General features: G+C 37.3%; 27 protein-coding genes, 2 tRNA genes and 1 riboswitch. Of the genes, 16 read left to right on the forward strand and 13 right to left on the reverse strand.

The annotated features are described in order from the left end of the window. Positions 1 to 14: 14 nt before the first annotated feature. Positions 15 to 212 carry a hypothetical protein gene (locus tag GQR52_RS16450; RefSeq protein ID WP_165729122.1) on the forward strand — a complete coding sequence of 66 codons (198 nt, stop codon included), beginning with the start codon at positions 15 to 17 and terminating at the stop codon, positions 210 to 212. Between the two features lie 150 nt (positions 213 to 362). Here GQR52_RS16450 and GQR52_RS16455 read toward each other — a convergent pair whose 3' ends face one another. Next, positions 363 to 554, reverse strand: coding sequence for an AlpA family transcriptional regulator (locus tag GQR52_RS16455; protein WP_165729123.1), 192 nt, complete (start codon positions 552 to 554; stop codon positions 363 to 365). Between the two features lie 143 nt (positions 555 to 697). On the opposite strand from GQR52_RS16455, the gene radC reads away from it, so the two are divergent. Beyond that, positions 698 to 1225 carry a DNA repair protein RadC gene (radC, locus tag GQR52_RS16460; protein ID WP_165729124.1) on the forward strand — a complete coding sequence of 176 codons (528 nt, stop codon included), beginning with the start codon at positions 698 to 700 and terminating at the stop codon, positions 1223 to 1225. Positions 1226 to 1322: 97 nt separating this feature from the next. On the opposite strand, the gene GQR52_RS16465 is transcribed toward radC, so the two are convergent. Then, positions 1323 to 2006, reverse strand: coding sequence for an inovirus-type Gp2 protein (locus GQR52_RS16465; protein WP_165729125.1), 684 nt, complete (start codon positions 2004 to 2006; stop codon positions 1323 to 1325). A gap of 355 nt (positions 2007 to 2361) precedes the next feature. Between GQR52_RS16465 and GQR52_RS16470 the strand changes: the two genes are divergently transcribed. Then, positions 2362 to 3285, forward strand: coding sequence for a hypothetical protein (locus tag GQR52_RS16470; protein ID WP_165729126.1), 924 nt, complete (start codon positions 2362 to 2364; stop codon positions 3283 to 3285). 18 nt (positions 3286 to 3303) lie between these two features. On the opposite strand, the gene GQR52_RS16475 is transcribed toward GQR52_RS16470, so the two are convergent. Then, positions 3304 to 4539 carry a tyrosine-type recombinase/integrase gene (locus GQR52_RS16475; protein ID WP_165729127.1) on the reverse strand — a complete coding sequence of 412 codons (1236 nt, stop codon included), beginning with the start codon at positions 4537 to 4539 and terminating at the stop codon, positions 3304 to 3306. 304 nt (positions 4540 to 4843) lie between these two features. On the opposite strand from GQR52_RS16475, the gene GQR52_RS16480 reads away from it, so the two are divergent. After that, positions 4844 to 5380: a YaeQ family protein gene (locus tag GQR52_RS16480; RefSeq protein ID WP_165729128.1), complete on the forward strand. Its 537-nt coding sequence runs from the start codon at positions 4844 to 4846 to the stop codon at positions 5378 to 5380. Positions 5381 to 5564: 184 nt separating this feature from the next. After that, positions 5565 to 6170 (forward strand): alpha/beta fold hydrolase, encoded by a 606-nt coding sequence (locus GQR52_RS16485; protein WP_010554854.1) that lies wholly within the window; start codon positions 5565 to 5567, stop codon positions 6168 to 6170. Here the strand turns inward: GQR52_RS16485 and GQR52_RS16490 are convergent. Beyond that, positions 6167 to 6376 carry a hypothetical protein gene (locus tag GQR52_RS16490; RefSeq protein WP_007579816.1) on the reverse strand — a complete coding sequence of 70 codons (210 nt, stop codon included), beginning with the start codon at positions 6374 to 6376 and terminating at the stop codon, positions 6167 to 6169. The genes GQR52_RS16485 and GQR52_RS16490 overlap by 4 nt on opposite strands. A 343-nt stretch (positions 6377 to 6719) precedes the next feature. On the opposite strand from GQR52_RS16490, the gene GQR52_RS16495 reads away from it, so the two are divergent. Then, positions 6720 to 7193, forward strand: coding sequence for a Dps family protein (locus tag GQR52_RS16495; RefSeq protein ID WP_165726624.1), 474 nt, complete (start codon positions 6720 to 6722; stop codon positions 7191 to 7193). A gap of 667 nt (positions 7194 to 7860) precedes the next feature. Here the strand turns inward: GQR52_RS16495 and GQR52_RS16500 are convergent. Next, on the reverse strand, positions 7861 to 10800 hold the full coding sequence (locus GQR52_RS16500) for a TonB-dependent receptor (protein WP_165729129.1): 2940 nt from the start codon (positions 10798 to 10800) through the stop codon (positions 7861 to 7863). A gap of 238 nt (positions 10801 to 11038) precedes the next feature. On the opposite strand from GQR52_RS16500, the gene GQR52_RS16505 reads away from it, so the two are divergent. Then, the gene (locus tag GQR52_RS16505) at positions 11039 to 11791 is read left to right on the forward strand and encodes a response regulator transcription factor (RefSeq protein WP_165729130.1); all 753 of its coding nucleotides are present in this window, start codon (positions 11039 to 11041) and stop codon (positions 11789 to 11791) included. A gap of 22 nt (positions 11792 to 11813) precedes the next feature. Here the strand turns inward: GQR52_RS16505 and GQR52_RS16510 are convergent, their stop codons facing one another. The 4 genes from GQR52_RS16510 to GQR52_RS16525 form a co-directional block, all read right to left on the reverse strand. Continuing rightward, complete coding sequence (locus GQR52_RS16510) at positions 11814 to 12212, reverse strand: hypothetical protein (RefSeq protein ID WP_007579808.1); 399 nt, start codon at positions 12210 to 12212, stop codon at positions 11814 to 11816. 60 nt (positions 12213 to 12272) lie between these two features. Then, a complete protein-coding gene (locus GQR52_RS16515) occupies positions 12273 to 14348 on the reverse strand; it encodes a S9 family peptidase (protein WP_165729131.1) in 2076 nt (691 codons plus the stop codon). 142 nt (positions 14349 to 14490) lie between these two features. Beyond that, on the reverse strand, positions 14491 to 15054 hold the full coding sequence (locus GQR52_RS16520; protein WP_024589489.1) for a hypothetical protein: 564 nt from the start codon (positions 15052 to 15054) through the stop codon (positions 14491 to 14493). A gap of 96 nt (positions 15055 to 15150) precedes the next feature. Further along, a riboswitch (cyclic di-GMP riboswitch) is annotated at positions 15151 to 15239 on the reverse strand. Positions 15240 to 15327: 88 nt separating this feature from the next. Next, positions 15328 to 15984 carry a cytochrome b/b6 domain-containing protein gene (locus tag GQR52_RS16525; RefSeq protein ID WP_165729132.1) on the reverse strand — a complete coding sequence of 219 codons (657 nt, stop codon included), beginning with the start codon at positions 15982 to 15984 and terminating at the stop codon, positions 15328 to 15330. Between the two features lie 107 nt (positions 15985 to 16091). Here GQR52_RS16525 and GQR52_RS16530 point away from each other — a divergent pair, with 107 nt between their 5' ends. The 3 genes from GQR52_RS16530 (at position 16092) to GQR52_RS16540 (ending at position 17663) form a co-directional block, all read left to right on the forward strand. Further along, entirely contained in the window at positions 16092 to 16796 is a 705-nt protein-coding gene (locus GQR52_RS16530; protein ID WP_165729133.1) for an AzlC family ABC transporter permease, read from the forward strand. Next, complete coding sequence (locus GQR52_RS16535; RefSeq protein WP_004335020.1) at positions 16793 to 17092, forward strand: AzlD domain-containing protein; 300 nt, start codon at positions 16793 to 16795, stop codon at positions 17090 to 17092. Before GQR52_RS16530 ends, GQR52_RS16535 begins: the two co-directional genes overlap by 4 nt. A gap of 73 nt (positions 17093 to 17165) precedes the next feature. Next, positions 17166 to 17663, forward strand: coding sequence for a glutathione peroxidase (locus GQR52_RS16540; protein ID WP_165729134.1), 498 nt, complete (start codon positions 17166 to 17168; stop codon positions 17661 to 17663). A 118-nt stretch (positions 17664 to 17781) separates the two neighbouring features. On the opposite strand, the gene GQR52_RS16545 is transcribed toward GQR52_RS16540, so the two are convergent. Beyond that, entirely contained in the window at positions 17782 to 17967 is a 186-nt protein-coding gene (locus tag GQR52_RS16545; protein ID WP_007579801.1) for a hypothetical protein, read from the reverse strand. Between the two features lie 388 nt (positions 17968 to 18355). Between GQR52_RS16545 and GQR52_RS16550 the strand changes: the two genes are divergently transcribed. Next, entirely contained in the window at positions 18356 to 19150 is a 795-nt protein-coding gene (locus tag GQR52_RS16550; RefSeq protein WP_165729135.1) for a YggN family protein, read from the forward strand. Between the two features lie 238 nt (positions 19151 to 19388). Here GQR52_RS16550 and GQR52_RS16555 read toward each other — a convergent pair whose 3' ends face one another. After that, positions 19389 to 20831 carry a PLP-dependent aminotransferase family protein gene (locus tag GQR52_RS16555; protein ID WP_165729136.1) on the reverse strand — a complete coding sequence of 481 codons (1443 nt, stop codon included), beginning with the start codon at positions 20829 to 20831 and terminating at the stop codon, positions 19389 to 19391. A 102-nt stretch (positions 20832 to 20933) separates the two neighbouring features. Between GQR52_RS16555 and GQR52_RS16560 the strand changes: the two genes are divergently transcribed. Continuing rightward, entirely contained in the window at positions 20934 to 21863 is a 930-nt protein-coding gene (locus tag GQR52_RS16560; RefSeq protein ID WP_007579798.1) for an EamA family transporter, read from the forward strand. Between the two features lie 37 nt (positions 21864 to 21900). On the opposite strand, the gene GQR52_RS16565 is transcribed toward GQR52_RS16560, so the two are convergent. Further along, a complete protein-coding gene (locus GQR52_RS16565) occupies positions 21901 to 22770 on the reverse strand; it encodes a YegS/Rv2252/BmrU family lipid kinase (protein ID WP_165729137.1) in 870 nt (289 codons plus the stop codon). A gap of 327 nt (positions 22771 to 23097) precedes the next feature. Between GQR52_RS16565 and GQR52_RS16570 the strand changes: the two genes are divergently transcribed. The 4 genes from GQR52_RS16570 (at position 23098) to GQR52_RS16585 (ending at position 24490) form a co-directional block, all read left to right on the forward strand. Continuing rightward, the gene (locus tag GQR52_RS16570) at positions 23098 to 23238 is read left to right on the forward strand and encodes a hypothetical protein (protein ID WP_010554841.1); all 141 of its coding nucleotides are present in this window, start codon (positions 23098 to 23100) and stop codon (positions 23236 to 23238) included. 219 nt (positions 23239 to 23457) lie between these two features. Next, a tRNA-Ser gene (locus tag GQR52_RS16575) sits at positions 23458 to 23548 on the forward strand. Positions 23549 to 23600: 52 nt separating this feature from the next. Continuing rightward, positions 23601 to 23693: transfer RNA gene (locus GQR52_RS16580), tRNA-Ser, on the forward strand. A 308-nt stretch (positions 23694 to 24001) separates the two neighbouring features. Then, positions 24002 to 24490: a DUF4124 domain-containing protein gene (locus tag GQR52_RS16585; RefSeq protein WP_007579794.1), complete on the forward strand. Its 489-nt coding sequence runs from the start codon at positions 24002 to 24004 to the stop codon at positions 24488 to 24490. Here the strand turns inward: GQR52_RS16585 and GQR52_RS16590 are convergent. Continuing rightward, entirely contained in the window at positions 24474 to 25598 is a 1125-nt protein-coding gene (locus tag GQR52_RS16590) for an aminotransferase class V-fold PLP-dependent enzyme (RefSeq protein ID WP_165729138.1), read from the reverse strand. The two genes, GQR52_RS16585 and GQR52_RS16590, sit on opposite strands and share 17 nt — an antisense overlap.

Genomic DNA, 25598 nt, shown 5'->3' on the forward strand with positions numbered 1-25598 from the left:
CAACGGAAACTATTATGCCTACTTTGCCATTTATATCAGATATAAATTTAGAAAAAGCAATTTCTCATGTAACAAATAGTCTCAATGACGCCGATAGCTTTAAAACGTCTGTTATTTTCAATATTGAGAATGACACTATATTTAAATCAGATTTATTTTCTAATTCACTCGATCCGTTTGCCATGGTATTTGGATTTGCAGTGGTAGAGTGATTTTGGCCACCCATTGAGAGAAAAGCTGTGGCCAAAATTAGTTACTCTTCTGACCACTAAACTATTACGATTACTTAATTTAAAACTGAGCTTTACTTCAAGACAGAACCGACCTGATATGAGCTATTACATATAGTATTTAGCTGCATACTATATCCCTCCATTATCTCTGTTACCGAGCTTTTCCATTATCCAATCATCAACTTCAGATTCAAGCCAGGCTACGGATTTTGCACCTAGCGATATTTGCTTTGGAAATGTGTCCTTAGCCATAAACTCATAAATTGTTGAGCGGCCAAGTGATGTTTTTTCGATTACTTCTTTTAATTTGATTAAACGCATTTGATGACTCCTAATTTTTGTCATCTAATGAAGGAGTTGCGTAAAAAAATACTTTTAGGCTTCCTTTGCGTTTCTAAAGCACTATTCCAAATACTTTCAAATCTATATCACCTTTATGAGCAAACAATTCATAAGAGGTCCACATGTTAAAAAGCCAGCAACTACCAAGCACAAATAATACAATTTTGACTGACGATGAAATTGTTGATTTGGCATCAAGAATATTATTTCGACGATTAAAAAGGGAAGGCAAAATTAACTCCCCAAGATCAACTGTAGATTTTCTAAAGCTGAAATTAGGTAGCTATGAGAGAGAGGTATTCTCAATAATTTACTTGAGTAATAACAATGAAATTATTGAATACAAAGAGCTATTTTTTGGAACAATCAATTCAGCCTCAGTGCATCCCAGAGAGGTTGTAAAGGACGTATTAAGGGTTAATGCAGCTAGTGTCATACTAGCGCACAATCATCCTTCTGGGAGCGTGGAGGTGTCTACAGCGGATAAGCTCATAACAGGTAAGCTGATTAAAGCTCTGTCGTTAATAGATGTAGAGGTATTGGATCATTTAATAATTGGTAACTCATACGCCTCTTTTGCTGAACTTAATTTATTAGCTCAACTAAAACAGGAGGTAGAATGCTTAGACGTAATAAAACTGCACGGTTAGTCACACATGTAATTGCAATTTTAATTATTTTACGTGATGTCATAAATGATAAATAAGCATAGAGAGAAGGTATTACCTTCTCTCTAATTAATTATTTTTATTGCTGTAGAGCTAGAGCTTTTCTATTTGGTTTATAAATCTCATACTTTCCGATACCTATCTTCCTTGCATAAAATTCTTTAGTCTCTACTTTAGCCATATAGCAAAGTCTTTTCTTGACGTTTTCTAAATCGGCAGAATAGTTATGCCTTTTTATATCAAGCCAATGAACTGATTTTTTACCAAAGTAAACCAATCTTTCAGCCATTAGTAACTGGACATTAATAGCTGTAGCCCATGCCTGAACTATAGATTCACGTAAAGTGTTTATTACTTTTTTATTTCCTCTTTTATCCTTCCTGTACTGACCTACAAAACCAAAGTCATCTTTATTTAAAAAAATACAAATATGGAAGTGCTCTTTATTCTTTTCATTACCTTTTTCTTTGACCCAAACATATCTCAAATATTGAGTTTTAGCATGAGCTTTAAACTTAGAATTGTGTTTTATTTTGGATTGTAGGGATGTAAAGAATCGCTTCATAACACCATCTAGAATAATACTTGGATCATCGGTCTTAATATCAGTTATACGTAAGTCAAAACGGATTACAGATAGCCTAGGGTAACTATTGTGAGCCATCGTTAAAGCCTTTTTAATTAATAGCCAATGGTCCCCATAAATACCCTGCTTTTTATTATAAGGATTGATACTTAAGACTATGTTTCGTTTCTTTTTCATTTCTAACTCTCTATTTTAATAATTCATAGGAAGTTAGAGTTATGTGAAAAGATACTTACTAGCCAGACAGCATTAGCATCACATGATGCTTTATATTAGTCATTATAATAACAATACGAAATCAGCCCTCATTAAAAACTTAGATTTGTAACTCTAAATGCTTTGTTTTAAAAGCTAACCTCTTATTTACTGTCTAAAAATCACATTTCACTTAGCCATATAGTCATAACCCTTTATATTCATTGACTCTAAACAAAAATACCTATATTTTTAACTATAATAAAACACCAATAAGAAACTAAGAAAACATTAATAACCCACTACAAAAACGACAACAAATTACGGAGTGATATTAGTGAATCAGCATGAAATCATTAGCGAGCTTAAGACAGACTATAGAAAGGCCTTGTTTTTATATATCTACTTAATTGGCGATTACCGTCAAACTAAAGCCTCTCAAAACATCCACGTTAAAGACCTACATCAAGAGCTTTATCAGTTCCAAATAGGTGACTTGAACGCAGCTTTAGACATGTATAAAAAACACAGATTTAGCCACCCAATCATCGATCAGCTTGAGGATAATAAGAAGTCTGATTTTAGGTTCGTAAATTACTTACTCAGCTGTTGTTATAACTCCTATGCCTCTCTTAGGAATCTTATCCCAGATTCTTTGACTTTTACTAATCCTCTGTTACATCTTCAAACGCTGTTAGATTGTATAAATTACAAGAATTTTGTGTTACATAATAAAAGAAAATTTTCAAATCGAGCAGAAAAAAACGACTCAGATTTTGATTTATTTGTTAATGCATACGGCTCTGTATTTAATAGTAATCAATGGATTAATAGTGAAGATGATGATCAATTGAACTGGATAATTAGCTACATAAAGAGTTATAAAGACCGCAACATAATTACTGCAACTGACAAACTGATGCAAGCCAGAGTGGCAGAGTTTCAAGACTTACATAAAAATAAACCAAGCTTACATCTGGGTCTTGAGTTAAAGGAAAAAGCATCAGGGGTAATGTACTTTTTTGATACTTTACACATGACAACAAACCCAGAGATTGCTGAAAATCTAAATTTGAAAATTAGAAAAGCTTATTCCCAGCGTAAATATAGAAATGAAAACGAGGGAAGATCATCATCTAATTACATGCTTCGGACTGAAGTGAAAAAAAAGCTTAAAGAGTTAGCCAAAGCAGAGCGGCTCAAGTTAAATGAAACTATAGAACTACTCATAGAAGAAGCACATAAAAAGTTAAAAAACTGAGTGAAACTTACATCATAATTATGTAAGTCCTTGTTTTTTAATTGGAGATGAATTCTCTATAAACTCACTCCACCAGCTCATTATAGGCCTACGTTGTTTAAGAAAGTCTGAACGCATATATGCAGCTCTTGTTTTATTTTCATCATTGTGAGCTAAGCAGGCCTCTATGACTAATGAATCATATCCATGTTCATGAAGTGCTGTAGAGGCTATGGAGCGCATACCATGAGCCATCAGCTTATCTTTATAACCCAAGCTTTTCTTTATAGCATTATTGACCGTTTGGGGGTTTGCATGGCTTTGTATATTACGTTTATTTGGAAATACATACTCATAGCCACCACTCAATGGTTTCATTTGCTCTAGTATTGCTAAAGTGGTTGGGGTTAAAGGGACTCGGTGAGTTGTTCCGCGTTTCATCTCTTTTGCCGGAATAACCCAAACAGCTTCTTCGATATTAATATCAGCCCACCTGGTTCTAGCTGCTTCTTTTGAGCGAGCTATAGTGTGTAGTTGCCACAAAATTAATAACTTAGTTTGGTTTTGTATGGTTTTAGAGCTATTTAAAGCTATTAAAAAATCAGGAAGCTCTTCAGGTTTAATCGTCGCCATATGTTGTTCTTTCTTTTTAGCAAACATATTTCCGATTTTTGCTAATCGATTGACATCAAGAACATCAATATTTACATAGTGATCCATAATTTGACCCAAACTTTCGCAAATACGCTTTACAGTCGAGAGCTTTCCATCTATCTCTATAGGTCTTATCAAATCGTATGTATTACGTCTATTTATAGCTTCTAAGGGTAAATCACCCATCTTTGGAAATATATAAATCTCCAAAGTTCGCCATATTCTTTGTGCATGAGCTGCCGTAACTTTAGTCCTCTTGATTTCAAGCCAATGCTGCGCGGCAACAATTAATGTATTTTCAGCCTTAAGTTTTTCAGCTTGTTTTTCAGCTTGTTTTTCATTCTGTTCTTGAGCTTTTGGGTTAATGCCTTGCACCAGTTGCTCTTGGCATTCAAGTGCTCTAATACGGGCATTAGCAAGTGATAAAGCAGGGTATAAACCTAAAGGCATCCTATTAAACTTTCCGCTAATCGGGTTTTTAAACTTAAACTGCCAAGATTTAGTCCCACTGGGTAAAACCCGCAGTTGAAGACCGCCACCATCAGAAAGCGTTTGCTCTTTGCCTGTACTAGTAATTGATTTTATTTTTTTATCCGTTAGACGAACTACAGGCCTGGCCATAATAAGCTCCACAGTGATGATTGAGGCTAGTATATATAAAATACAACCTCATGGGTACTACCATGGGTACTAAAAGCAGTGGAAGCAACAAGATAACACTGGACAAACCCGGAATGAACGCAGGTTAAATCAATGTTTTTACTATTGTTTTAACATGAATGAGGAGCGCTGTGGAGGTTAATTCATGCGCCCAGGGAACCACTGGATAGCCATTTTTAACTCCTAACGTATAATTAACCGCTATTTTAACTGGCAATTCATTTAATTGCGCTATACTGACGCAAATTTTTTCAGATTAGTTGTTATGGCTCTTAAATCCACCATTATGAAAGTGCAGTTATCGCTTAGCGATATGGACCGCCACGTTTATCAAGATTTTAATTTAACCTTGGCTCAACACCCTTCAGAAACAGATCAACGGTTGATGATTCGCTTACTCGCTTTTGCGCTAAATAGCTGTGATGGTTTAGAATTTACTAAAGGATTAAGCGCTGATGATGAGCCTGAACTTTGGCATGTAAGCTATAGTGAAGAGATAGAGCTGTGGGTTGAGCTTGGCTTACCAGATGAAAAACGCCTTAAAAAAGCCTGTAATAAATCTAAAAAAGTGGTGCTATATACTTACGGTGAAAACAATCAAGCAATTTGGTGGCAAAAACACCAACCTAAATTGTATGAATTTAAAAATCTAAGTATTTTTAGCCTTGATTATGCAGCAACACAAGCACTTGCTGCTTTGGTTGATCGTGGAATTAAGCTCGCCATTACCATTCAAGATGGTGAAGTATGGGTAAATACAGATACAACCAATATTGAAATAAAACCACAGCAATTGATGTAACTAAGATAGGTTATACCAATTGCATTAAATTAGTTATCTATTATAGCGACAAGGAAATAAGTCGATAACAAGGCGAAAATTATGACATATAGTTGTTCTATATAAATAATTTTTAACGCAGGTAGCGGATTATTTAATACGCTAGAATGATCATGTTTTTAATAAAATTGGTATTAGGGAGCATATGAAAGTTAAACACGTTATTGTTTTACATGGCTTGTATATGTCTGGCTTTGTTATGCGCCCACTTTGTTCACGACTTGAAGAATCGGGGATGACGGTATTAAACATTACCTATAATACGCTCGACCCTCACCGCGACACCATATTTGCACAAATTGATGAGTGTATTTCTAACGAACCGGCAGCGCTTGTATGCCACTCAATGGGAGGGCTTATTGCACGTGCTTACCTAGAGGCAAACTCCCCTGCTAGCCAGAATGTTACGAAGGTAATTACACTGGGTACTCCACATAAAGGCAGCCATATAGCGCAAAAAATGAAGCAAAAAGGGTTTGAATCATTTTTAAAAAATAGTGTTGAATTTTTACTCACTAAAAATGGTAATTGGCCTTTTAAAGCTAAGCTTTACAGTATTGCGGGCGATTTACCTATTGGGCTTATGCCCTTAATAGTCAAAGGTAGCCAGTCAGATGGCACTGTATTACTAGATGAAACCAAACTTAAAGGTATGGCCGAACATAAAGTGTTTCATTTAAGCCATACCAGTATGATTTACTCGCGCCAAGTACTCGATTACATTTTAAAGTGCTTAAACGAGAAAGATTAATCCTCAGCATTGGCTGCTATTTTATAACTAATTAAAAATACCACTGCCAATATAAGCGGAATCGGCGCCGCAATGTAGCCAAAAAAATCTGAGTTCGCAAAGCTTGCACCCGCTAAGTGCGCTACTAACCCAAGTACAAATGCGATGACTGCAATTCCTACCACTATTAACTCTGCTTTATTTTGTTTTGCTGTTTTTGCATGCATGTTATCTCTCCTAATTATTTCGACAACATTATTATGCGCCGTTAGGGTGAATGATTTTTGACCTGCATCAATAAAAAAATAGCTAAGTTATTACCTTGAATAAAGTTTGTTTTAGATCATGATTTATATACTTTTGAGGTTTATTTACTTTTGAGGGGTAGTATTTTTATTAATCAGACCCACTTCTATTAATAGTCTAAAGTGAATATAGGTATCAAAAACAGCTAATAGGTTAAAACTATTAACTAGATACATTTAAACGATTTTACTAATTTATCGAAATTAGTAATACTTATCACAAGTTCACAAGTTCACAAATCAACGGTTATTCAAGGAGCAAGTTATGTCACATGTAAACGCAATTGGTCTAAACAGTGCAAAAAGCGAAGACATCATAAAGTCACTCAATACATTATTGAGTAGCTACCAGATTCAATACATGAACGCGCGTGGTTTTCACTGGAATATTAAAGGCCGTAACTTTTTTGAACTACACGTTAAGTTTGAAGAGATTTATAACTTACTACTTCTTAAAGTAGATGAAGTTGCAGAACGTATTTTAACGTTAGATGGCGCACCACTACATGCATTTTCTGATTACCTTGAAGTAAGTAAAATTAAAGAAGCTAAAGGTATTAGTGATGGTGTTACAGCCGTAGAGAACCTACTTGCTGGTTACAGTACATTAATTCACATGCAGCGTGATATTTTAACTCAAGCTGGTGATGCAGACGATGAAGGTACAGCCTCACTAATGAGCGATTACATTTCAGAGCAAGAGAAACTGGTTTGGATGCTAAAGGCTTACTTAGACTAAGCTAGCAAAAAAAAGCCCTCAATGAAGAAGGCCACAAATAGGGATAAATCGTTAAATAACTTAGCGATTCGGTTACTATATTAACCACCTCCCCATACTAGACAACGCCCCTGTTACCAGTGGCGTTGTTTTTGGTTTAAGTGGGTACAATGCTTATATACCACCATAAGTAGCACATTAGTTTCATATCATTGAATAAATGTAATATATATTCAATTTTAGTCTTTTTCAGCCTAGTAGCTTCGTGAGTAAGAATCTTATCAGGATTTTCGCCACATATTTTTATCTAATAAAAGTCTATTTACTCTGAATAGATGAAGCCATAATAAATACTAATTTATGGCTTATTTTCTTCTGAATTTATAGTAAAAATTAATTTTGGCTACACTATTAGATATTCTGTTATGGCCTAAATAAAGTAATTTAATTAAAAGGTAGGGTCGTAGCATGCGGTTATTTAGATGGGTAATTTTTGGTGCACTCAATTAAATAGTCTAACTTACTAAAGTAATCACTTTTGAATGACAGCTTGTATAAATAGGGGCGAGTTGATCGCCCCTATCAAAATAATCAAAAGCAGGGGGGATTTGACGTTAAGCACCTTTCCTTACTTAAGATGCACAACGTAAATCTAGCTAATTATTTTAGTGAGCTATGCTCACTAAAATTAAAAGTTAATACTAAAATTAGCAAAAAAACGTCGACCGACAGCATCATAAATAGCTTCATTACCACCACTAGCAGAAATATATGCTGGAGGTAACTTATCAGTTACATTGCGAAGGCCAAAATCTACACGTGCATTATCAAGTACGTTATAACTTGCTGAGATGTCATGCGTTATAATAGAACCGACGTAACCAGGCTGTAAATCCTCTTCAATATCACCGTCTGGTGATAAATCAAAGCGCGCTGAGCGGTCTGTATAACGAGTAGTCCAGTTAAGTGTAAGGTCGTTGTACTTGTATACAGCAGAAAAGCGAGCCTGCCACTCTGGGTCTCCAACTTCCCCGTCTTCAACATTTACTGTATCAGGAAGATTTTGGAATTCAAAAACATCAAGCTCAAGCAGGTGATTTACAAATAAGTTAAACTTCAAATCACCTTCTAATGAATAATCAGTAAGGCTCATATCATAATCAAAATCAGCTTCAATACCTCTTGTTGTTATTGATGCTGCATTTAAATACCCAGAACGAACTAGTGCAATATCATTAGTACCTGAATCACGATCAACTTGCGAACAGAACGCAGCATCTGGCCCACCTGCAGCATCAACACAGTTATCAATCACGCTTTGCGCTGCGATAAAAGAAATTGCGTCTTCAATTTCAATATCATAGTAATCAACTGTTAATGAAAAGTTTTCAAAAAAGCTTGGTGTCCAAACAATTCCTGCTGTTAATGACGTTGACGTTTCAGATTCTAAATTAGGGTTACCACCACTAATAAGATCTACACTTACGTTATCGTTAGCTTGAAAACCTGAATCTATATTTAGTGCTGCGCAGTTAGCTACACGATTTGGATTATCGTTAATGCGATCAGCATCACAAGGGTCTGCTATATTAGCAAAGCCTGGTGATTGTGGATCAAATGCTTCAGTAATATTCGGTGCACGAACAGCTTGGCCATAGGTACCACGTATACGAACATCATCAATAGGGCGATACAATAAACCAACTTTCCACGCATCAGCGTTACCTGCATGAGAATAATCAGCTGTTCTGTAAGCTGCATCAAGAGTTAACTCTTTTGCAAATGCTACATCAGTTAATAGAGGTAAGTTGATTTCAATAAATGCTTCGGTTACATCAAACTCACCGTATGCATCAGGTGTAGCCGCGTTTGATAAGAATCCAGCTTTTGTAAACTCATCAGTAATGCTTTCTGAAGTTTCTTCTCTGTATTCAAAACCGGTAGCCAAACCAATTGCGCCGCCCTGAAGCTCAAAAAACTCACCTGTATCAAACGTTATACTGCCGCCAATAAATTCTTGGGTAATTGTATCTGTACGAGTAACATCTGCTGATACATAATCTTTAGCAGCTGCTGAGGCTTGATCAAAGCCAAATGCATTGTATGGAGTACAAGCGCCACCATTTACACTAGCAGGATCACTATAACCTTCACCTTGTAAGCTAGGTACCTGACTTCGACATGCAGCTTCACCTGTAGCAGGATCAATCACGGCATCAAGTGCAGCAACCAAATTATCTGGAATTAAATCATTAAGCGTTTTTCGGCGATTATCTGTTTGGCCGTAAACATAATAAAAATCATAATCAACGTCCGTCTCACTTAAAGTGAAGTTCCCTTTAAGCCCAGTTACAACACGAAATAACTCACGTTTATTATCTGCGCTCCGGTTTCCTAGCTCACCAAAAAATTTAGACATTTCAACGCTAGTAGTACCTTCACTAAGCAGCTGCTGGCGAAGGTTGCTATCTAAATATGGATTATCTTCAACATCAATGAAAATACCACCGAATTCAAAAGATGGCTGAAATTGCTGCTCAACTTCAGTGCGCACAAATTTAAAGTCACTATAAAATGTATGATTATCTGTAAGGTTATAATTTAATGTAGAACCAAGTGTTAACTTTTCAAGCTCTGGTAATACATTTTCATAATCTTGTGTATTAGCACAAAATTCACAACCATCAGGGAAATTACCAAAAGCAAAGCTACCGCTTGCTTCCCGTGCTGGCATTAACTCAGCTCTACCACCATTATTAAAAGTATAGATACTTCCACTATCGCCAAATGGATTAATTACACCATTTTCACTTATTCTTTCAGAAAGCACATTAGGCACTGTTAAACGATCTGGAATACCATCATTTTCACCAGTATTTAATGGGTTATCTACTGTGCCATAAGCATTTGTTTGCCGTAAATCATTGGCTAAAACCTGGCGTACTCTGTCTTGGCCTGCGAAGAATGTTATATTACCTTTACCACCAGCAATATCTGTCCCAGCTACAACACTAAAGCTATGGTTTTCAGTACCTACACCCTCTGTTGAATTACCAACTGATGCATTAAATTGTAAACCATCAAAATTATCTTTCAAAATAACATTAATAACACCCGATACAGCATCAGAGCCATAAATAGCAGATGCACCACCTGTGATAATTTCAATTCTTTCTATCAGTGCTGAAGGTATCGTATTTAAATCGACTTGTGATGAACCTGGTGCACCCGCTACATGGCGCTTACCATTTACTAGAACAAGTGTTCTTGCGGCCCCTAAACGTCTTAAATCAGCAGAGCTAACGCCTGCTGCCGCATTACTGTCATTATTGCCAACTAATGTATCTGTTGCGCCTATCGACGGTAACTCAGCCAAGATACTGCCCAAATCAGGGGTGCCGCCTTTTGCGATATCTTCGGCTGTAATTGTTACAATAGGTGCTGGTTGAGAAAGCTTCGCTTTGCTGATACGAGAACCTGTAACTTGTACACGTTCTATTTTAGTAATTTCGTCATCTTCTGCAGCAACACCTTGAAATGAAAAGCTTGCAAGTATCGCGCTGCTTAGCGCAACTGTTAACGACGATTTTTTAAATAATCGCGCGCTACCTTTGTTAGTTAATGTCATATAATTCCCCTGAATTGTTATTTTTGTAACTAAATAGTTACTTCGCGGATTACAGTAAGGGGATTTATTTAAACCCTCTACGGGCATTATTTATTAGGCGTAATCTTTGGTATGAATAGCTAGTTTGATGGGATGAATTAGTACGTCACAATTATTTTATAAATATATTGTACTTTTCATAACAGTTTTTCCGCTAAGCACGGTCTTTATTATTATATACAGCAAGAGATATAAAATAATGGTCGCTTCTTTTCATGCATTAACTTTTGTTAGTAACACTAAGTTTGCAACATTTTTAACAAAGCGCGTGCAAGAGCACCGACACTTTGAATCTCAATCTTTTATTCAGGCAAACAGGTTAGATCAGATAGATACAGATCAATACAACGTACTGTTTTACGAACTAACTAATCTGGCTGACCCTATGCAAATAGTGCATTTAACGGAGCTCGCTAAAAAGCTTAAGTTAGTCATTATTGCCCAGTCGGGTCATTTTGCGAGTTTTGCTTTTGAAGTTGGCGCTGTTGATTTTTTAATAGTAGATTCAACTGCACCACGTATTGATAAATGCTTTGATAAACTGATTCACCTTTGCCCGATTGCAAGCGCGGCCGAGCGTAAATATCAACAAAGCACACAAACCGAAAAACCATCATCACATATCGTAGTTAAAGATGTAGGTAAGGTAAGGCTAATTGATATAAAAGATATTATTTGGATTAATGGTGCTGGCAATTATGTAGAGCTACATTTTACACAAGGTAGTACACCGGTATTACACCGCGAAACCATGAAAAATATTGAACAGCAGCTAGAGCCAGAAGGGTTTATTCGTATTCATCGCTCAACGCTGGTAAGAAAACAAGCTATCTGCGAACTGATGCCTACTGACAGTGGCGATTATAAAGTCAGACTTAAAAACGATATTTGCTTAAACCTTTCAAGGCGCTATAAAGGGTGTTTAGAGAGTATTATAAGCCCTCTTCAGTAGCGGTTTATAATACTCATATTAATTACCAGTTCTGTTTTATATAACTATCACTTGGATGCACTAATAAATAGCTTTCAGTATCTTTATAAAAATTAACTTCTACATCGCTATTTTTCCATACTTTTTCAAACATGTTTTTAGCTATGATATTAATGTTTATATAGTCAACTCGTTGATAGCCACGTTCTTTTACACCCGCAAAATAGGCCTCTAACGAATCAAGACTATCTAAAGTTAACAGTTCAAACTCTTTTAAGTTAACAATCACAAACTTAATTGTATTTTCAGGGTGAGTGCTCAATTCTTGAATAACACCATTAGTTAATGATGTTATACCTTCATTGTTAAAGCTCCCCTTCAATTTTAAATACATATGAGGGGGCTGTGAACAAATCTGAAATTCGCCATGTGCTCCAAACATAAATTACCTTATATATATCAACTTCTATATATAGAGTAATACAATTTTCCGATTTTGCAGTTAATTTAACAGCGCAATAAAAAAGGCCATTTCGAGGGCTTTTTCTTCTAAGCTTTTAAAACGACCTGATGCACCGCCATGACCTGCATCCATATCGGTTTTAAATACTAAAATATTACTGTCTGTTTTAAGTTCACGCATTTTTGCAACCCACTTCATAGGCTCCCAATACTGCACTTGTGAGTCATGAAGACCAGTAGTAACGAGTATGTTCGGGTAGTTTTGTGCGCTAATATTGTCATAAGGCGAGTAAGCTTCTATCACATCATAAAATTGAGGCTCATTTGGATTACCCCATTCATCGTATTCATTTGTTGTGAGTGGAATACTTTCATCAAGCATTGTGGTTAATACGTCTAAAAATGGTACATGACAGCCAACACCGCAATATAACTCTGGTGCCTGGTTTACAACCGCCCCCATTAATAGGCCACCGGCACTGCCGCCTGAGGCAAACACCTTATTGCTATCACAATAACCTTGATCAACAAGCGCTTTTGTCACATCAATAAAGTCACTAAAGCTATTTTGTTTATGCTCTTTTTTACCTTGCTCATACCATTCGCGACCTAGCATTTCAGAGCCTCGAACATGCGCAATAACATAAACAAAGCCACGATCGAGCAAGCTCAGTGACGAACTAGAAAAACTAGGATCAATCGTATAGCCATAGGCGCCATAGCCATATTGAAATAACGGATTTGTGCCATCTTTTTTAAAGCTGTCTTTTCGATAAACAACAGACACAGGTACTTTAACTCCGTCGCGAGCAGTTACCATTAATCGCTCCGACTGATAGTCATCGGCATTAAAACTACCGAGTACTTTTTGCTGTTTAAGTAGTGTTTTTTCGCCAGTTGCTAAATCAACATCATATAAAGAACCTGGTGTTGTTAAGCTTGAGTAATAAATACGCGCAGTGCGAGTGTCTGGCTCTGGGTTCATTGCTATTGCAGCATAATAACAAGGATCGGCAAACTCAAGTGCCATACGATCCCCTAACCTATTAACAACTACGAATCGAGCTTGCCCTTGCTCGCGTTCACTCAATACCAAAAAGTCATTAAATAACTCTACACCTTCAAGCAGTACATTTTCTCTGTGAGCTGTATGCTCAAACCATTGTGTTTTATCAGCAATCGTTTCGTTTGTTGCTGTCATTAATCTAAAGTTTTTAGCTTGCCAGTTAGTCACAATATAAAATGTGTCACCTAGCTTATCTACGTCAAACTCGTGGCCATCTTCACGCGGCATTAATGCTTTAAATTCGTCAGTGGGCTTATTAGCATCAAGCACCCATGTATCGTTGGTCTCTGTCGATGCTAAATCAATAATAATTAAGCCTTCGTCGCGACTTTTACCAAGCCCCATAAAAAAGCTGCTGTCTTGCTCTTCGTAAACCATTACATCTTGGCTTTGCTCGCTGCCAAGCTCATGCCTAAATACTTGGTATCCTAGTAGCGTTTTTAAATCTTTTTTTACATAAAAAACAGTTTTATTGTCGTTAGCCCAAACAACCTGCCCTTCTGTATTTTCAAGTACATCAGGTAGCATTTCACCGGTCGTTAAGCTTTTAAAGCGAACATTATAAATACGACGACCTTCAGTATCTTCAGAGTAAGCCATAAGCTGCTCGCATGGGCTTAGTGCGACTTCTCCTAGCTCAAAAAACTCAAATCCCTCAGCTAATATATTCACATCGAGTAAAAGCTCTTTATTATCAGCCCTTATGCTCGTGCTTCTATAATGGCGAGAGTACTCATCATCACCACGAACTTCTGAGTGATACCAGTATTTCCCGTCTTTAACGGGTACCGAGTTATCGTCTTTTACAATGCGTGCTTTTAACTCTTCAAAAAGTGTATTTTGGAGTGGCTTCATTGCAGCTAACTGTTCATCGCAATACGCATTTTCAGCATGTAAATGAGCAAGTACTTGCTCATCCTGACGATCGTCATCACGCATCCAATAGTAATTATCAGTGCGTATTTTATTATGAGTACTTAATGTATGGGCTTGCTGTTTAGCAATCGGGAAATTAGGTAATAAACTTAAAGAATAGTCAGGACGAGACACAACAAAACCAATTAAAAAAATAACGTGATTTACAGTTTATCATAAAAATAAAAAAGCCCATCCAATAGTTGGATGGGCTAAAACGGTAAACGCTTCATTACTAAAACCGCTATACCTTTGGGAAGATAATTCACTAACAGCCTTATATTTGCTGCCAAGCCATAGCCCAACTTTGTCCAATACCGGGCTCGAACATAAACTTTTTATCGTCACTCGCGCGGCAAAACTCATTAAATGGCCAAGGCCTACATTGATAAACATGCCCTGTTTTTGGCTGCAATACCTTTGTACCCGCATTATAGTTTTCACAATTTTCAGGGTACACGTAATCATAAGTATCAAGGTTATTAACAACACGCTCATCGCATTTTGCAATACAATGAAAATCGACATGCGCTTTACATATACCACTGCTTTGCAAAGCAAAAATTTCATTGTTTCTATAGGCTACAATTAAACCTTGTTCGGTCATTTTACCTGCGCTAACAAGGGGTACATGCACGTTAATATGCTCGGCAACTAAACGTGGCCATGCGTGAGGTTCACCTTGTTCAAGCGAGGTGATTTTGTAATCAAATGATAAACTAACTAGCTCTCCTTGCATGTCATAAAAGGTTACACTCACCACATCGCCAATAAACAATTGGGTATGATGATTTAAGCAACCTATTGTTGACCACTTTCCACAGGCCAACGACGTATGCATAAACACGGCAACACCTTAAGAGTTACAAAATCTTATCCATACACTATGGATACACAAAAAATACACTGAGGGCAAGTGATACATAACAACACGTTATGCAGTAGTCCCGCTACCATAGCTTTATAAAAAGCCTTAGACCGGAAACTTTGCGCCCTAATCTTTCGATTAGTTTGCCAGCAATGCGGCGATTATAATTCGGCCCCGCATAACAATCAAACAAAAGAATGTAACCAAAAATAAAAACCAACCCTTTAAGATTGGTTTAATGTGTTTTTAACTAAATAAATAAGTTAAAGGTTCTTTTGCCCACGTAAATATCAGCAACACCAATAAAGATATAAATATTAGCCACGCAGGCCAAGACGCTTTTGTTACTTTAGCCTCAGAGTCATCCGCTTTTAACTCTTTTGAGCCTGTGATCATCGCCTTAACTAGCGGCTTACCTTTTATTCTATAAACAATAATAGCTAATACATGTAAACCAATAGCATAAAGTAAAATGTCAAAATTCAGCTCATGTAGCCAATTTGCAAAATCAATCGTATCGCTAGACGCATATTGAGCAAGCGGGCCGTCAGTTAAAATGCCATCACTACTCATTAACCCGGTAATAAGCTGCGTAATTATAATTATAAAAAATACCATTACCATACAACTGCCAGGTGCTGAATGACCTAGCGAGTCGCTTGGTGTCTTTAGTGCCTTTAAAATAGCACGAGGAGAGTGCAGCAACCCACTTAATCTCGCAGTTTTACTTCCGATAATGCCCCATATTAAACGCGTTACGATGAGTGCTAAAGTAAAGAACCCAGCAACAAAATGAAGCTCAATCATGCCCTCTTCAATACTAAAATAAAGCACCGCAATACTTACAACCAAAAACCAATGAAAGCATCTAATAAACCCATCCCACACTTTTAACGTCGTCATTGCGCCTATCCTTAAAAAAACAGTATTATCTAATTCGTTAACTACTTTAACATCATAATATTAAGGTATCCTTATGAGCCATTCTACAAGCAGTGCGAGTAAATATCATGCAACCAGTTAAAAAAGCTATTTTAAAAGGCTTTTTAGATATGCTACCTCTGTGTTTAGCCGTTGTTCCTTGGGGTATTTTATGTGGTTCTTTAGCGATTCAAAATGGCTTTAGTGCACTAGAAACCCAAGCAATGTCGTTATTAGTCTTTGCAGGCTCTGCACAGCTTGTTGCAATTGAACTTATGGCGGGCAACACACCATTGCTCACAATTTTATTCACAACATTTATTATTAGCTCTCGGCACTTTTTATACGGTTTAGCTGTGCGTCATAAGGTAATTGACCAACCTATGCGTTGGCGCTTACCAGTAAGTTTTGTATTAACCGATGAGCTATTTGCATTTTCTCACCATAGAAAAGCGTACAGAACAAAAACACGTTTAATATACGCATTGAGCGCTGGTTTTAGCTTTTATATTGCATGGAATATTTGGACGTTAATTGGCATTGTAGCAGGCACAATGCTGCCCGACTTAACTAATTTAGGGCTCGACTTTGCCATTGCTGCCACGTTTATAGCTTTGGTTATTCCGGGCATTAAAAATTTGGCCTCACTCGTTACGGTAATTGTAGCTGGCATTAGCGCAACGCTTTTAAAAAGCACAGGATTTGAGTTATGGCTTGTTTGCTCAGCGCTGCTGGCAATGGCCGCAGGTTACAGCACAGCAAGACTAGCCACTAAAAAGGAAGTAACGCCATGATGACGACTATTTTACTCATGGCGTGCATTACATTTTTTACGCGTTATTTATTTTTACACCGTGCTTTGCCGTTTAAAGTAGGCCCTAAAATGCAGCAATTTTTAAGCTTTAGCGCACCAGCAGTGCTTACAGCAATTTGGGTGCCTATCGTGTTTTTGAATGAAGATGGCATTAACTTAAACTGGCAAAACCCTTATTTAAGCGCAGCAATAGTCGCCATTATTGTTGCCTACAAAACACATAATATTTATTACACTACGCTTGCCGGTATGGGGCTATTTCTAATTTTAAATTAGTGCGATCTTTATACTTTATGAAATATTGTACTCAGGTTAAAATGCGGCTAACAACAATAAAAAAGACGCCAATATGCACGAATTTCATCAATTAAGCGCAACAAGCTTACAGGGTCAACCTATCAACTTTAATGATTTTGAAGGTAAGGTTGTGCTTATTGTTAATACCGCAAGTAAATGTGGATTTACCTACCAGTACGAGTCACTGCAAGCTTTGCACAATAAGTATGCCAGCCAAGGTTTAGTTATTCTGGGATTTCCGTGCAATCAATTTGGTCAGCAAGAACCCGGCGACGCAACACAAATAGAGCAAGGGTGCTTAATTAATTCTGGTGTGAGCTTTTTAATGGCGGCCAAAGTAGATGTAAACGGTGAGCATGCACATCCTGTATTTCGTCACTTGAAATCGGCTTTACCTGGTTTTTTAACACGTAAAATAAAGTGGAATTTTACTAAATTTTTAATTGCCGCAGATGGTACACCAATTAAACGTTATGCACCTTTTACTAAACCCGAAAAGCTAGAACTTACAATTCAAAAAGCTTTGGCACAGGCTAAAAGCACGCTTTGAAAAGTAATAAAGAGGCGCAAGGCCTCTTTATTGCCAATACTATTGAAACTTAAACATACGCATAACTGCACATTTAAACTCTCAATATTAATTGGTATTTTATTTATACTAGTGAAATTTAATCGGTGTAATCGCTTAAATCGTCTTCGCCTAGATTTTTACGCAAGCGTTTTTGCTCAAGGTAGTCTTCCAACTTCTTTTTAACCTTTTGCTTGTTCTTATCGTGTTGATTACGTCCGAGCATTTCGTACTCGTCTTCAACAAAATCGTCATCTAGCGCATCGTAACTAAATGTCTTACCCACAACCCACTCCATAAAGTGTTTGAGACCAACCAAGGATTTTATTATCGCAATAGCCGGTAAAATTAAAAATGTTTAATGCCAAAGTGCTCTGCAAATTAACATCAAAATAAAGCCACGCGACTACTGTAAATAGTCTTCATGTCAGTAATGTGAATAAATAGCGCTAAATTTGAATTGAGGAAAGTGAGAGTTTTTTATCGTATCGATAAATAAAATTTATTAATTTTTATTAGTTAGCCAATTTGACTAAAAAATAGCTATTTATTAATTTTTTTGACTTGCTAAAAAATGAAGAAAAACACTTAATCAATTGTTTTTTATGGAAAAATAAAACTGGCATCAAACTTGTTATTAATTAATCGTCATCAACAAAAAGTAGAGAACAAACATGAAAAAATTACTATTAGTTAGCGCATTAATTTGTACGCCAGCCGCTATGGCTCATAACGACAACGATTCTGCAATTTCATTTAGTAACGATGAATGTAACGTCGAATTTAAAAACGATGTACGTATTAAACCAAACGAATTAGAAATTTTTACTGCCAATAATAAAACTATGCAATTTAATACCCATGGTGACTTAACCGTAAATGGCGAGCTTGTAGCGCTTAATAGCTCACAACGCGAAGCACTGAATAAGTACTCTGACAGCTTACGCACTCAATTACCTGAAGTAGCTAATATAGCGTTAGAGGGTGTTAAAATTGCCGGTGTAGCATTAGAAGAAGTAGGCAATGCATTTAATATTGACGGTCTTGATAATATGTCTGAGCTTATGGACGACATTAAAATTGAGGTAGAAAATACATTTTACCAGCAAGGTACATTTGTAATGGGCCAACAAAGTTTTAATCAATTTGGCGAAAACTTTGAACAACAATTTGAGCAGCAGATAGAAACAGCGGTTGAATCAGCAGTAATGCAATCAATGGGCAGCATTTTAGTGGCTTTAGGTTCTGAGTTACTTGGTTCAGGCGGCGATATGGATGCCTTTGAACAACGCATGGAAAATATGGGTGCACAAATAGAAGAAAAAGTAGAGCTACATGCAAGCGCACTTGAAGAGAGAGCTAACTCTTTATGTGAAAACTTTGCTGATATTGCAAAACAAGAAGAGCAATTAGTAATGCAAGTGCCAGAGCTTAAAGGTTACCAGTTATTTAGCTTTAAACTCAATTAGTACAGCAAACGTTATTTAACATCCCTTTGGCAGCACTTAAGTTTACTTAAATGCTGCTTTTTTGTGTTTCCCAAACTTATACCAACCTGCATAAATCTTTGCTCAATTTAACGAATTAAATTGCACTATAACTTCGTTAAAAATTTTTTATTTAGAACAACTAGATACAAAAACTTTTGCCTAGTTCTAGCGTAATTTTCTTAACGTTAAATAGACCCCATATATAAGCAGATTGGTATTACTTTTTAGCTAATAAAGTGAGCTTACCCAGAGTAATAATGGCTTGCTCTATCTGCTCGCTCCACGGCACACCATAACTTAACCTTACGCAGCTTTTATACTTATTAGAGGCTGAAAAAATAAGCCCAGGGGTAATACTAATACCAACCTCAAGAGCAAGTAAAAATAATTTTTGACTATCGTATTCGCCTCCTAAATCTAGCCACATTACACAGCCTCCTTTTGGATCGCTTATACGTGTATTTTTTGGCATAGCTTGTTGTAAACACCATCGCATACGTTCTTTGTTATCGCGCAGGCGCTGCCTGAGTACCTTTAAGTTACGGTCGTACTCGCCGCTGGCAATAAATTCTGATAACGCCCATTGGTTTATTAACGAAGCGGAGCAACTTAGTGCTCGTTTATATCGCCGCGCTTGTGTTGCAAATTTACCGGCAACGACCCAACCCACACGATAGCTAGGCGCTGCGGTTTTAGAAAAAGATGAGCAACTGATCACTAATCCTTTTTTAGAGTACGCTAAAGCAGGTGTGCCTCGTTTTGCCGTAAAATATAAATCTCCGTATACGTCATCTTCAATAAGCACTACGTCGTGGCTTTCGAGTAACTCCACCAGCTGCTGCCTATTTGTATCTGGCATAAAGCTGCCTACAGGGTTGCTAATTGCTGTCGAGAATAAACACGCTTTTATGTCATGCTCATTCAAAGCGCGATCCAAATCGCTTAACCAAATGCCATTATCTGGGCACAGTGGTATTTCGAGCGCTTTAAGCCCAAGGCTTTCTATTAACTCGATAATCCCGTGATAACAGGGCGTTTCTATGGCCACTATATCGCCTGGCTTTGTCACACATTTAAGCGCAATAGCCATGGCTTCCTGTGCACCATTGGTGATCACAAGCTCGTCCATATTTATACCAATGCCAAAATCTAAATAGCGATGCACTAGTTGCTTTTTCAGCGGTACAAATCCATCTGTTGGCCCATAGTTAATGGCTTTACTGCCGGCAATTGTCATTACGCGGCGCATATTTCTGGCAAGCGCTTTATCGGTAGGTGCAGCGGCTATAGGGTTAGCGATACCAAAAGGGACTACGTTCGCTTGATGAATGGCGCTGTATACCTGCTCTATTAAGGCTTGTTTATTTACCACAACAGGTTCGCGACTTAACTTAACTCGCTTAGGTAAGTTATGCGCGGCGTTAACAGCTTTTAAAAAATATCCTGATTTTTCACGCGCCTCTACTAACCCTTGATCTTCAAGTGACTGGTAAGCCTGTTTTACAGTGGGGATACTTATGCTTAAGTTATCTGCCATTTTACGCAGTGATGGAAGTTTTTCGCCAGGGAGTAAAACTTGTTGAGCGCTCATATCTCTAATCAACTGAATAACTTGCTGATATAAAAACTCATGCCCTTGGCTATTTTTTTGTCTTATCATCACACACCAAATCTGTATAGGTTACATTTTTACTTTTCTGTATATGGTAAGTATACAGATAGGTCTTAAAATGGCCATTCAATCGGGCTTTGGAGACTAACCATGAAAAGTGCCGCGCTATACATTACAACTGTTTTAATTTGGGGCTCAACTTGGTTAGCCATAGAGTTTCAGTTAGGTGATATTGCGGTAGAGTTATCGTTATTTTATCGCTTTGCTATTGCAGCGCTTTTAATGTGGTTATATGTAGCGTACAAAAAACCCGACATGCGATTTAAGTTACTGGATCATGGCTTTTTTGTTTTATTAGCCATTTGTAATTTTGGATTAAATTATTTAATGCTTTACTGGGCACAAAATCACCTTACCTCAGCCATGACCTCTATTGCCTTTTCAATGCTGCTGGTTATGAACATAGTCAATACTCGGTTATTTTTTGGTAAGCCAATCTCAAAACGAATTTATACAGGTGCTGTACTCGCTGTATTAGGTATTACGTGTCTGTTTTGGCCACAGTTACAGCAGTTCGACTTGAGTAATGGTGCGTTGGTCGGGTTACTACTTGCCCTCGGTGGCACCTTTGTGGCTTCATTGGGAAATATGGTAAGCGTTCGTAATTCTCGTAAACAAATTGGTGTATTGCAAGGCAATGCATGGGGTATGTTATACAGCGCTATAGGCTTGGCTTTATATGTATTAATGAACGATGTGCAATTTAGTTTAAACGCTCCACCAAGTTACTGGTTATCACTACTTTATCTATCAATATTTGGCACTGTAATCGCTTTTGGTTGCTACTTTGCTCTACTTAGAAATATAGGCCCTGAAAAAGCCAGCTACGTTATTGTTTTATTCCCATTAGTGGCAGTAACACTGAGTAGCTTTTTTGAAGGCTTTGAATGGCACGCAAATACCTTTGCAGGATTTAGCCTAGTGCTATTAGGTAACGCCATTGTGCTTACTCCAACAAAACGAATTAACGCCTTTTTAGCTAATAGAGCAATGGCTAAAAGTGGCTCCGTCCCCAGTTAGACGCGTTATTAACGCAACTAACGTAAAAGCGCCTACCCTACTGTAGGCGCTTTTTTATTGGCATATGAAAAAGTAAAGCCTGCCCATGTACACTAATAACGGCAGGAGTTTTACCTACTAGTTCACCATCTGCTTCAATCAATAACCCTTCAGTTTTTATGGAAGCTGTATTTAAGCGACTGTAGTTAAGGTTTTTTATGTGCTGATGGCGCTTAAAAAATAACTTCATAAAGCTTATTACATTATAAAAAAGCCCACCCGATCGCATTTGATAACACTCAAGCAGCCCATCAGTTAAATCTGCTTTTGGCGCTATTTCTAGACCACCACCAAAGTACTTATGATTAGCAAATACGGTAATTAAATTTTTATACTGCCTAACATCGTTATTAAACGTACCTTGTAACTGCTGAGCTTGATAATAAAATAGCTCTTTAATGCTCGTCCAACTGTAATCAAAAGATGAAAAACTAGCTTTAGCATTAATCGCTTTAACTACATGAGCATCAAACCCTACCCCTGCAGTATTAATAAAATAGCGACTATTAATTTTTCCTACATCAATTGCTGTCGGTGTATTAAATAATGCCTTTCGCCAATCATCTTCTTTGCAACTAAACCCTCTCGAGAAATCATTACCTGTACCGCAAGGCAATAATGCTAACGTACAGCTACTCCCTATTAACGCATTAACCGCCAAGCTCAATGTACCGTCTCCGCCAAGTACAACTACTTTGGTAAATTTACTCAGTAGCAACCTTATTTGAGCGCAGTCATTGTTAAAGTTTCCTGTTGTAGTAAACATACAATAAGAAAAACTGCGTTTTTTACAGATGCTTTTAAGCCACATTAGTGATTTTTCATTCTGTTTTTTTGTACTTGGTTTAATAATTATTAGTAGTGACAAGCTTTTGTTTCCAACAATGTATTTAAGAACGAATAAAAAAGAGTTTAATTGAGTTTTTTTAATCTGAATAACTAGTCAAAAAAGGTTGTGTAAAATGCATATAAATAAATAAAAACACACACAAATACCAGTATTGGCGAGAATGACGCCGATTTTATTTTAACTATTTATGCAAAAACCATAATAAAAAACACTGAACCGCACGTTAATAAAATAAATAAGGATTAGTTTAACTAATCCGTCAGGCTCAATTTTTATCGTTGTCTTTTTAATCAAACAACGTGCAAAATGCACGCGATTTCAACATATACAACCCGGAGCAAAATAATGAAACCAATTAACACATTAAATCAAACAGCAGCAGCTCAAGTAGCAGTCAAACCAACTAACCGTAAAGCAAGAATGTTAGCTAGACTTAACACTATTGGTAAAAGACTAGCACTTAGCGGCGCAGCTCAATATAAATAATCACCCAACCATGATTATTTTTCGGTGCAGCGAACACTCAACCACTAAATGAAGTCACTTATTTAGCTCCCCCTTGTTTGCTGCAACCTATTTATTTTATTAAAAATTGCCTTAATTTCCCCTTATTTACAAAAAAAACCTCATTTACGTATGTTTTTTAGGCAAACAGTCATTTTGCTATTTACACAGCGGTATCACCTAAGTATTATTCTGCGTCACGGAGAGATGGCAGAGTGGTCGAATGCACCGGTCTTGAAAACCGGCATGGGTTTATAGCCCATCTAGGGTTCAAATCCCTATCTCTCCACCATATTTTAATTGGTGGCTTTTTTTACTTCCATCAATACAAACGGTTATGCGTTGGAGAGGTGTCCGAGTGGCCGAAGGAGCTCCCCTGCTAAGGGAGTATAGAGTTTGTAGCTCTATCGAGGGTTCGAATCCCTCCCTCTCCACCATACTTAATTTAAACCACTTGATTGTGGTTTTTTTGTGCCTAAAATTTAACACCGATACTAAATTGGGAGGGTGAGAACCCTCGACAGGGTTCGACAAAATGTCTGGAACATTTTGGGCCGCTGCAAGCGTCGCGTAGCGATTGATTATATGGATGTAAGCAAATCTATCCCTCCCTCTCCACCATACTTAATTTAAACCACTTGATTGTGGTTTTTTTGTGCCTAAAATTTATAAAAACTAAACAAATTGTGCCTAGTAATAACTTAGGGCATTATTAACACAACTTTAGCCACTTTTAGGTTTAGCTATGATCCGGTTCATATTGCTATCAGTTTGCGCGGCAGCACCATTTTTTACCTTGGCACAAAGTACAACAGTGTATAAGTGTGTAATTAAGGGCGTTCCTACCTTTAGCCAAACGCCTTGCGCTAAAGATGCACAAGTTATTACTCTTAAAGATATAAACGTAATTGAAGCATACAAAAGCTCTACGCCCGGTAAAGGTATTACCGACACCTCTGTGGATGACTACTTAGAAGTTCAACAAATAGAACGAGAAATAAAGCGCCTTGAGCTATCTATTGCACAAAGCCAAAAAGAATACGCAGCTAAAAAACAGCAGATAGATTACATGACTCAAGATAAAGCCAATCGTTTAGGCGCTTCGTCTATTGCTGATGCTATCGCAACTAAAACAAATTCGTTAAAGCAAGCTTACGACGCATCAATTAATCAAACGCAGCAAAAAATAGAGTCATTAAAACAAAGAAAGCAGCAGCTTAGCCAAAACCCTTAAGCGCTCGTTTTACTATCGAGATAAACTGCGCAACGTCTTCTTGAGTATTATAAATATGTGGCGATACTCGTATCCCAAATTTACGGGCATCTACACTGACTTTCGCTTTATTAAGCTCTGTAAGTACATGGTCTTGCTGCTTGTTAAAAAACAAAATAACAGTCCCGCTGCATTTATCACTACTCATAGGTGATGCAACATATTTGCCTAGTTGCTCATGAATAAGCGTAAGCATAGCTAAGTTATGATCCCTTACCTTGTAAGCAGTTAGCTCTGCAAAGTAAGCAATGCTATTTGCGGCAATAATATAAGGTGCTACAGAGGGAGTGCCCCCCCAAAACTTGAGCGCACTGGCGTTATATTCAAAATGGTTAATATCGAACTCAAATGGATTTTGATGCGAAAACCACCCCACATCTTTAGGCTCGCAATACTCTATTTGATTTTTGTTAACCCATAAATAAGCTGCACCTGGGCCACCACATAGCCATTTAACGCTCGAGCCAATCATAAAGTCAGCATCGAGTATGCTTAAATCAAGCGGTATAACACCCGCTGACTGAGCAACATCAACTATTGATAAACTATTGGTTAATTTACTTATAGCTACAATATCGTACACAGGCGCCTGTACACCTGTATTTGAATACACATGACTTATAAAAACTAAATCGATGTCGGCGGTTATATAACGCTGCCAAACACTAATATCAGTTAGGTTTTCGTGCTCTGGTATAAACATAATTTGTGCGCACTCTGGTAATGCTTTTTGCATTGCAAAACCCATGCTCGGAAAATCACTTTGCGCCATTAGCACTTTACAATTTTTTTGCTGTAGCCGTGGATGCGACATAAGCAACTTTGTTAAGCCACTTGATAAATTAACCTGAGGACAAAACTGCGAACTAGGCGCATTAAATAACTTACCAAGCGCGGTGGTAAATTGCTCAACTGCGGGCAGCCATTGTTGCCAAGGTTCTTTATTTGAGCTCTCCCATGGTAAAAAATAATGCTGATCTAAATATTGCTGTGTATTTTTAAGAGGACGCCCTACCGAGTGGTTTAATAAATAACAGCCATCGGCCATACAAAAATCATTTTTAAGCAT

The sequence above is a fragment of the Pseudoalteromonas sp. 31A1 genome (assembly GCF_011378815.1).
In the GTDB taxonomy this organism is placed as follows: Bacteria; Pseudomonadota; Gammaproteobacteria; order Enterobacterales; family Alteromonadaceae; genus Pseudoalteromonas; species Pseudoalteromonas arctica.

Coding starts and splice junctions, on each gene's coding strand:
- GQR52_RS16450 (WP_165729122.1), top strand. CDS start 15: ATGCCTACTTTGCCATTTATATCAGATATAAATTTAGAAAAAGCAATT.
- GQR52_RS16455 (WP_165729123.1), bottom strand. CDS start 554: ATGCGTTTAATCAAATTAAAAGAAGTAATCGAAAAAACATCACTTGGC.
- radC (WP_165729124.1), top strand. CDS start 698: ATGTTAAAAAGCCAGCAACTACCAAGCACAAATAATACAATTTTGACT.
- GQR52_RS16465 (WP_165729125.1), bottom strand. CDS start 2,006: ATGAAAAAGAAACGAAACATAGTCTTAAGTATCAATCCTTATAATAAA.
- GQR52_RS16475 (WP_165729127.1), bottom strand. CDS start 4,539: ATGGCCAGGCCTGTAGTTCGTCTAACGGATAAAAAAATAAAATCAATT.
- GQR52_RS16480 (WP_165729128.1), top strand. CDS start 4,844: ATGGCTCTTAAATCCACCATTATGAAAGTGCAGTTATCGCTTAGCGAT.
- GQR52_RS16485 (WP_010554854.1), top strand. CDS start 5,565: ATGAAAGTTAAACACGTTATTGTTTTACATGGCTTGTATATGTCTGGC.
- GQR52_RS16490 (WP_007579816.1), bottom strand. CDS start 6,376: ATGCATGCAAAAACAGCAAAACAAAATAAAGCAGAGTTAATAGTGGTA.
- GQR52_RS16495 (WP_165726624.1), top strand. CDS start 6,720: ATGTCACATGTAAACGCAATTGGTCTAAACAGTGCAAAAAGCGAAGAC.
- GQR52_RS16500 (WP_165729129.1), bottom strand. CDS start 10,800: ATGACATTAACTAACAAAGGTAGCGCGCGATTATTTAAAAAATCGTCG.
- GQR52_RS16505 (WP_165729130.1), top strand. CDS start 11,039: ATGGTCGCTTCTTTTCATGCATTAACTTTTGTTAGTAACACTAAGTTT.
- GQR52_RS16510 (WP_007579808.1), bottom strand. CDS start 12,212: ATGTTTGGAGCACATGGCGAATTTCAGATTTGTTCACAGCCCCCTCAT.
- GQR52_RS16520 (WP_024589489.1), bottom strand. CDS start 15,054: ATGCATACGTCGTTGGCCTGTGGAAAGTGGTCAACAATAGGTTGCTTA.
- GQR52_RS16525 (WP_165729132.1), bottom strand. CDS start 15,984: ATGACGACGTTAAAAGTGTGGGATGGGTTTATTAGATGCTTTCATTGG.
- GQR52_RS16530 (WP_165729133.1), top strand. CDS start 16,092: ATGCAACCAGTTAAAAAAGCTATTTTAAAAGGCTTTTTAGATATGCTA.
- GQR52_RS16535 (WP_004335020.1), top strand. CDS start 16,793: ATGATGACGACTATTTTACTCATGGCGTGCATTACATTTTTTACGCGT.
- GQR52_RS16540 (WP_165729134.1), top strand. CDS start 17,166: ATGCACGAATTTCATCAATTAAGCGCAACAAGCTTACAGGGTCAACCT.
- GQR52_RS16550 (WP_165729135.1), top strand. CDS start 18,356: ATGAAAAAATTACTATTAGTTAGCGCATTAATTTGTACGCCAGCCGCT.
- GQR52_RS16555 (WP_165729136.1), bottom strand. CDS start 20,831: ATGATAAGACAAAAAAATAGCCAAGGGCATGAGTTTTTATATCAGCAA.
- GQR52_RS16560 (WP_007579798.1), top strand. CDS start 20,934: ATGAAAAGTGCCGCGCTATACATTACAACTGTTTTAATTTGGGGCTCA.
- GQR52_RS16570 (WP_010554841.1), top strand. CDS start 23,098: ATGAAACCAATTAACACATTAAATCAAACAGCAGCAGCTCAAGTAGCA.
- GQR52_RS16585 (WP_007579794.1), top strand. CDS start 24,002: ATGATCCGGTTCATATTGCTATCAGTTTGCGCGGCAGCACCATTTTTT.
- GQR52_RS16590 (WP_165729138.1), bottom strand. CDS start 25,598: ATGCTTAAAAATGATTTTTGTATGGCCGATGGCTGTTATTTATTAAAC.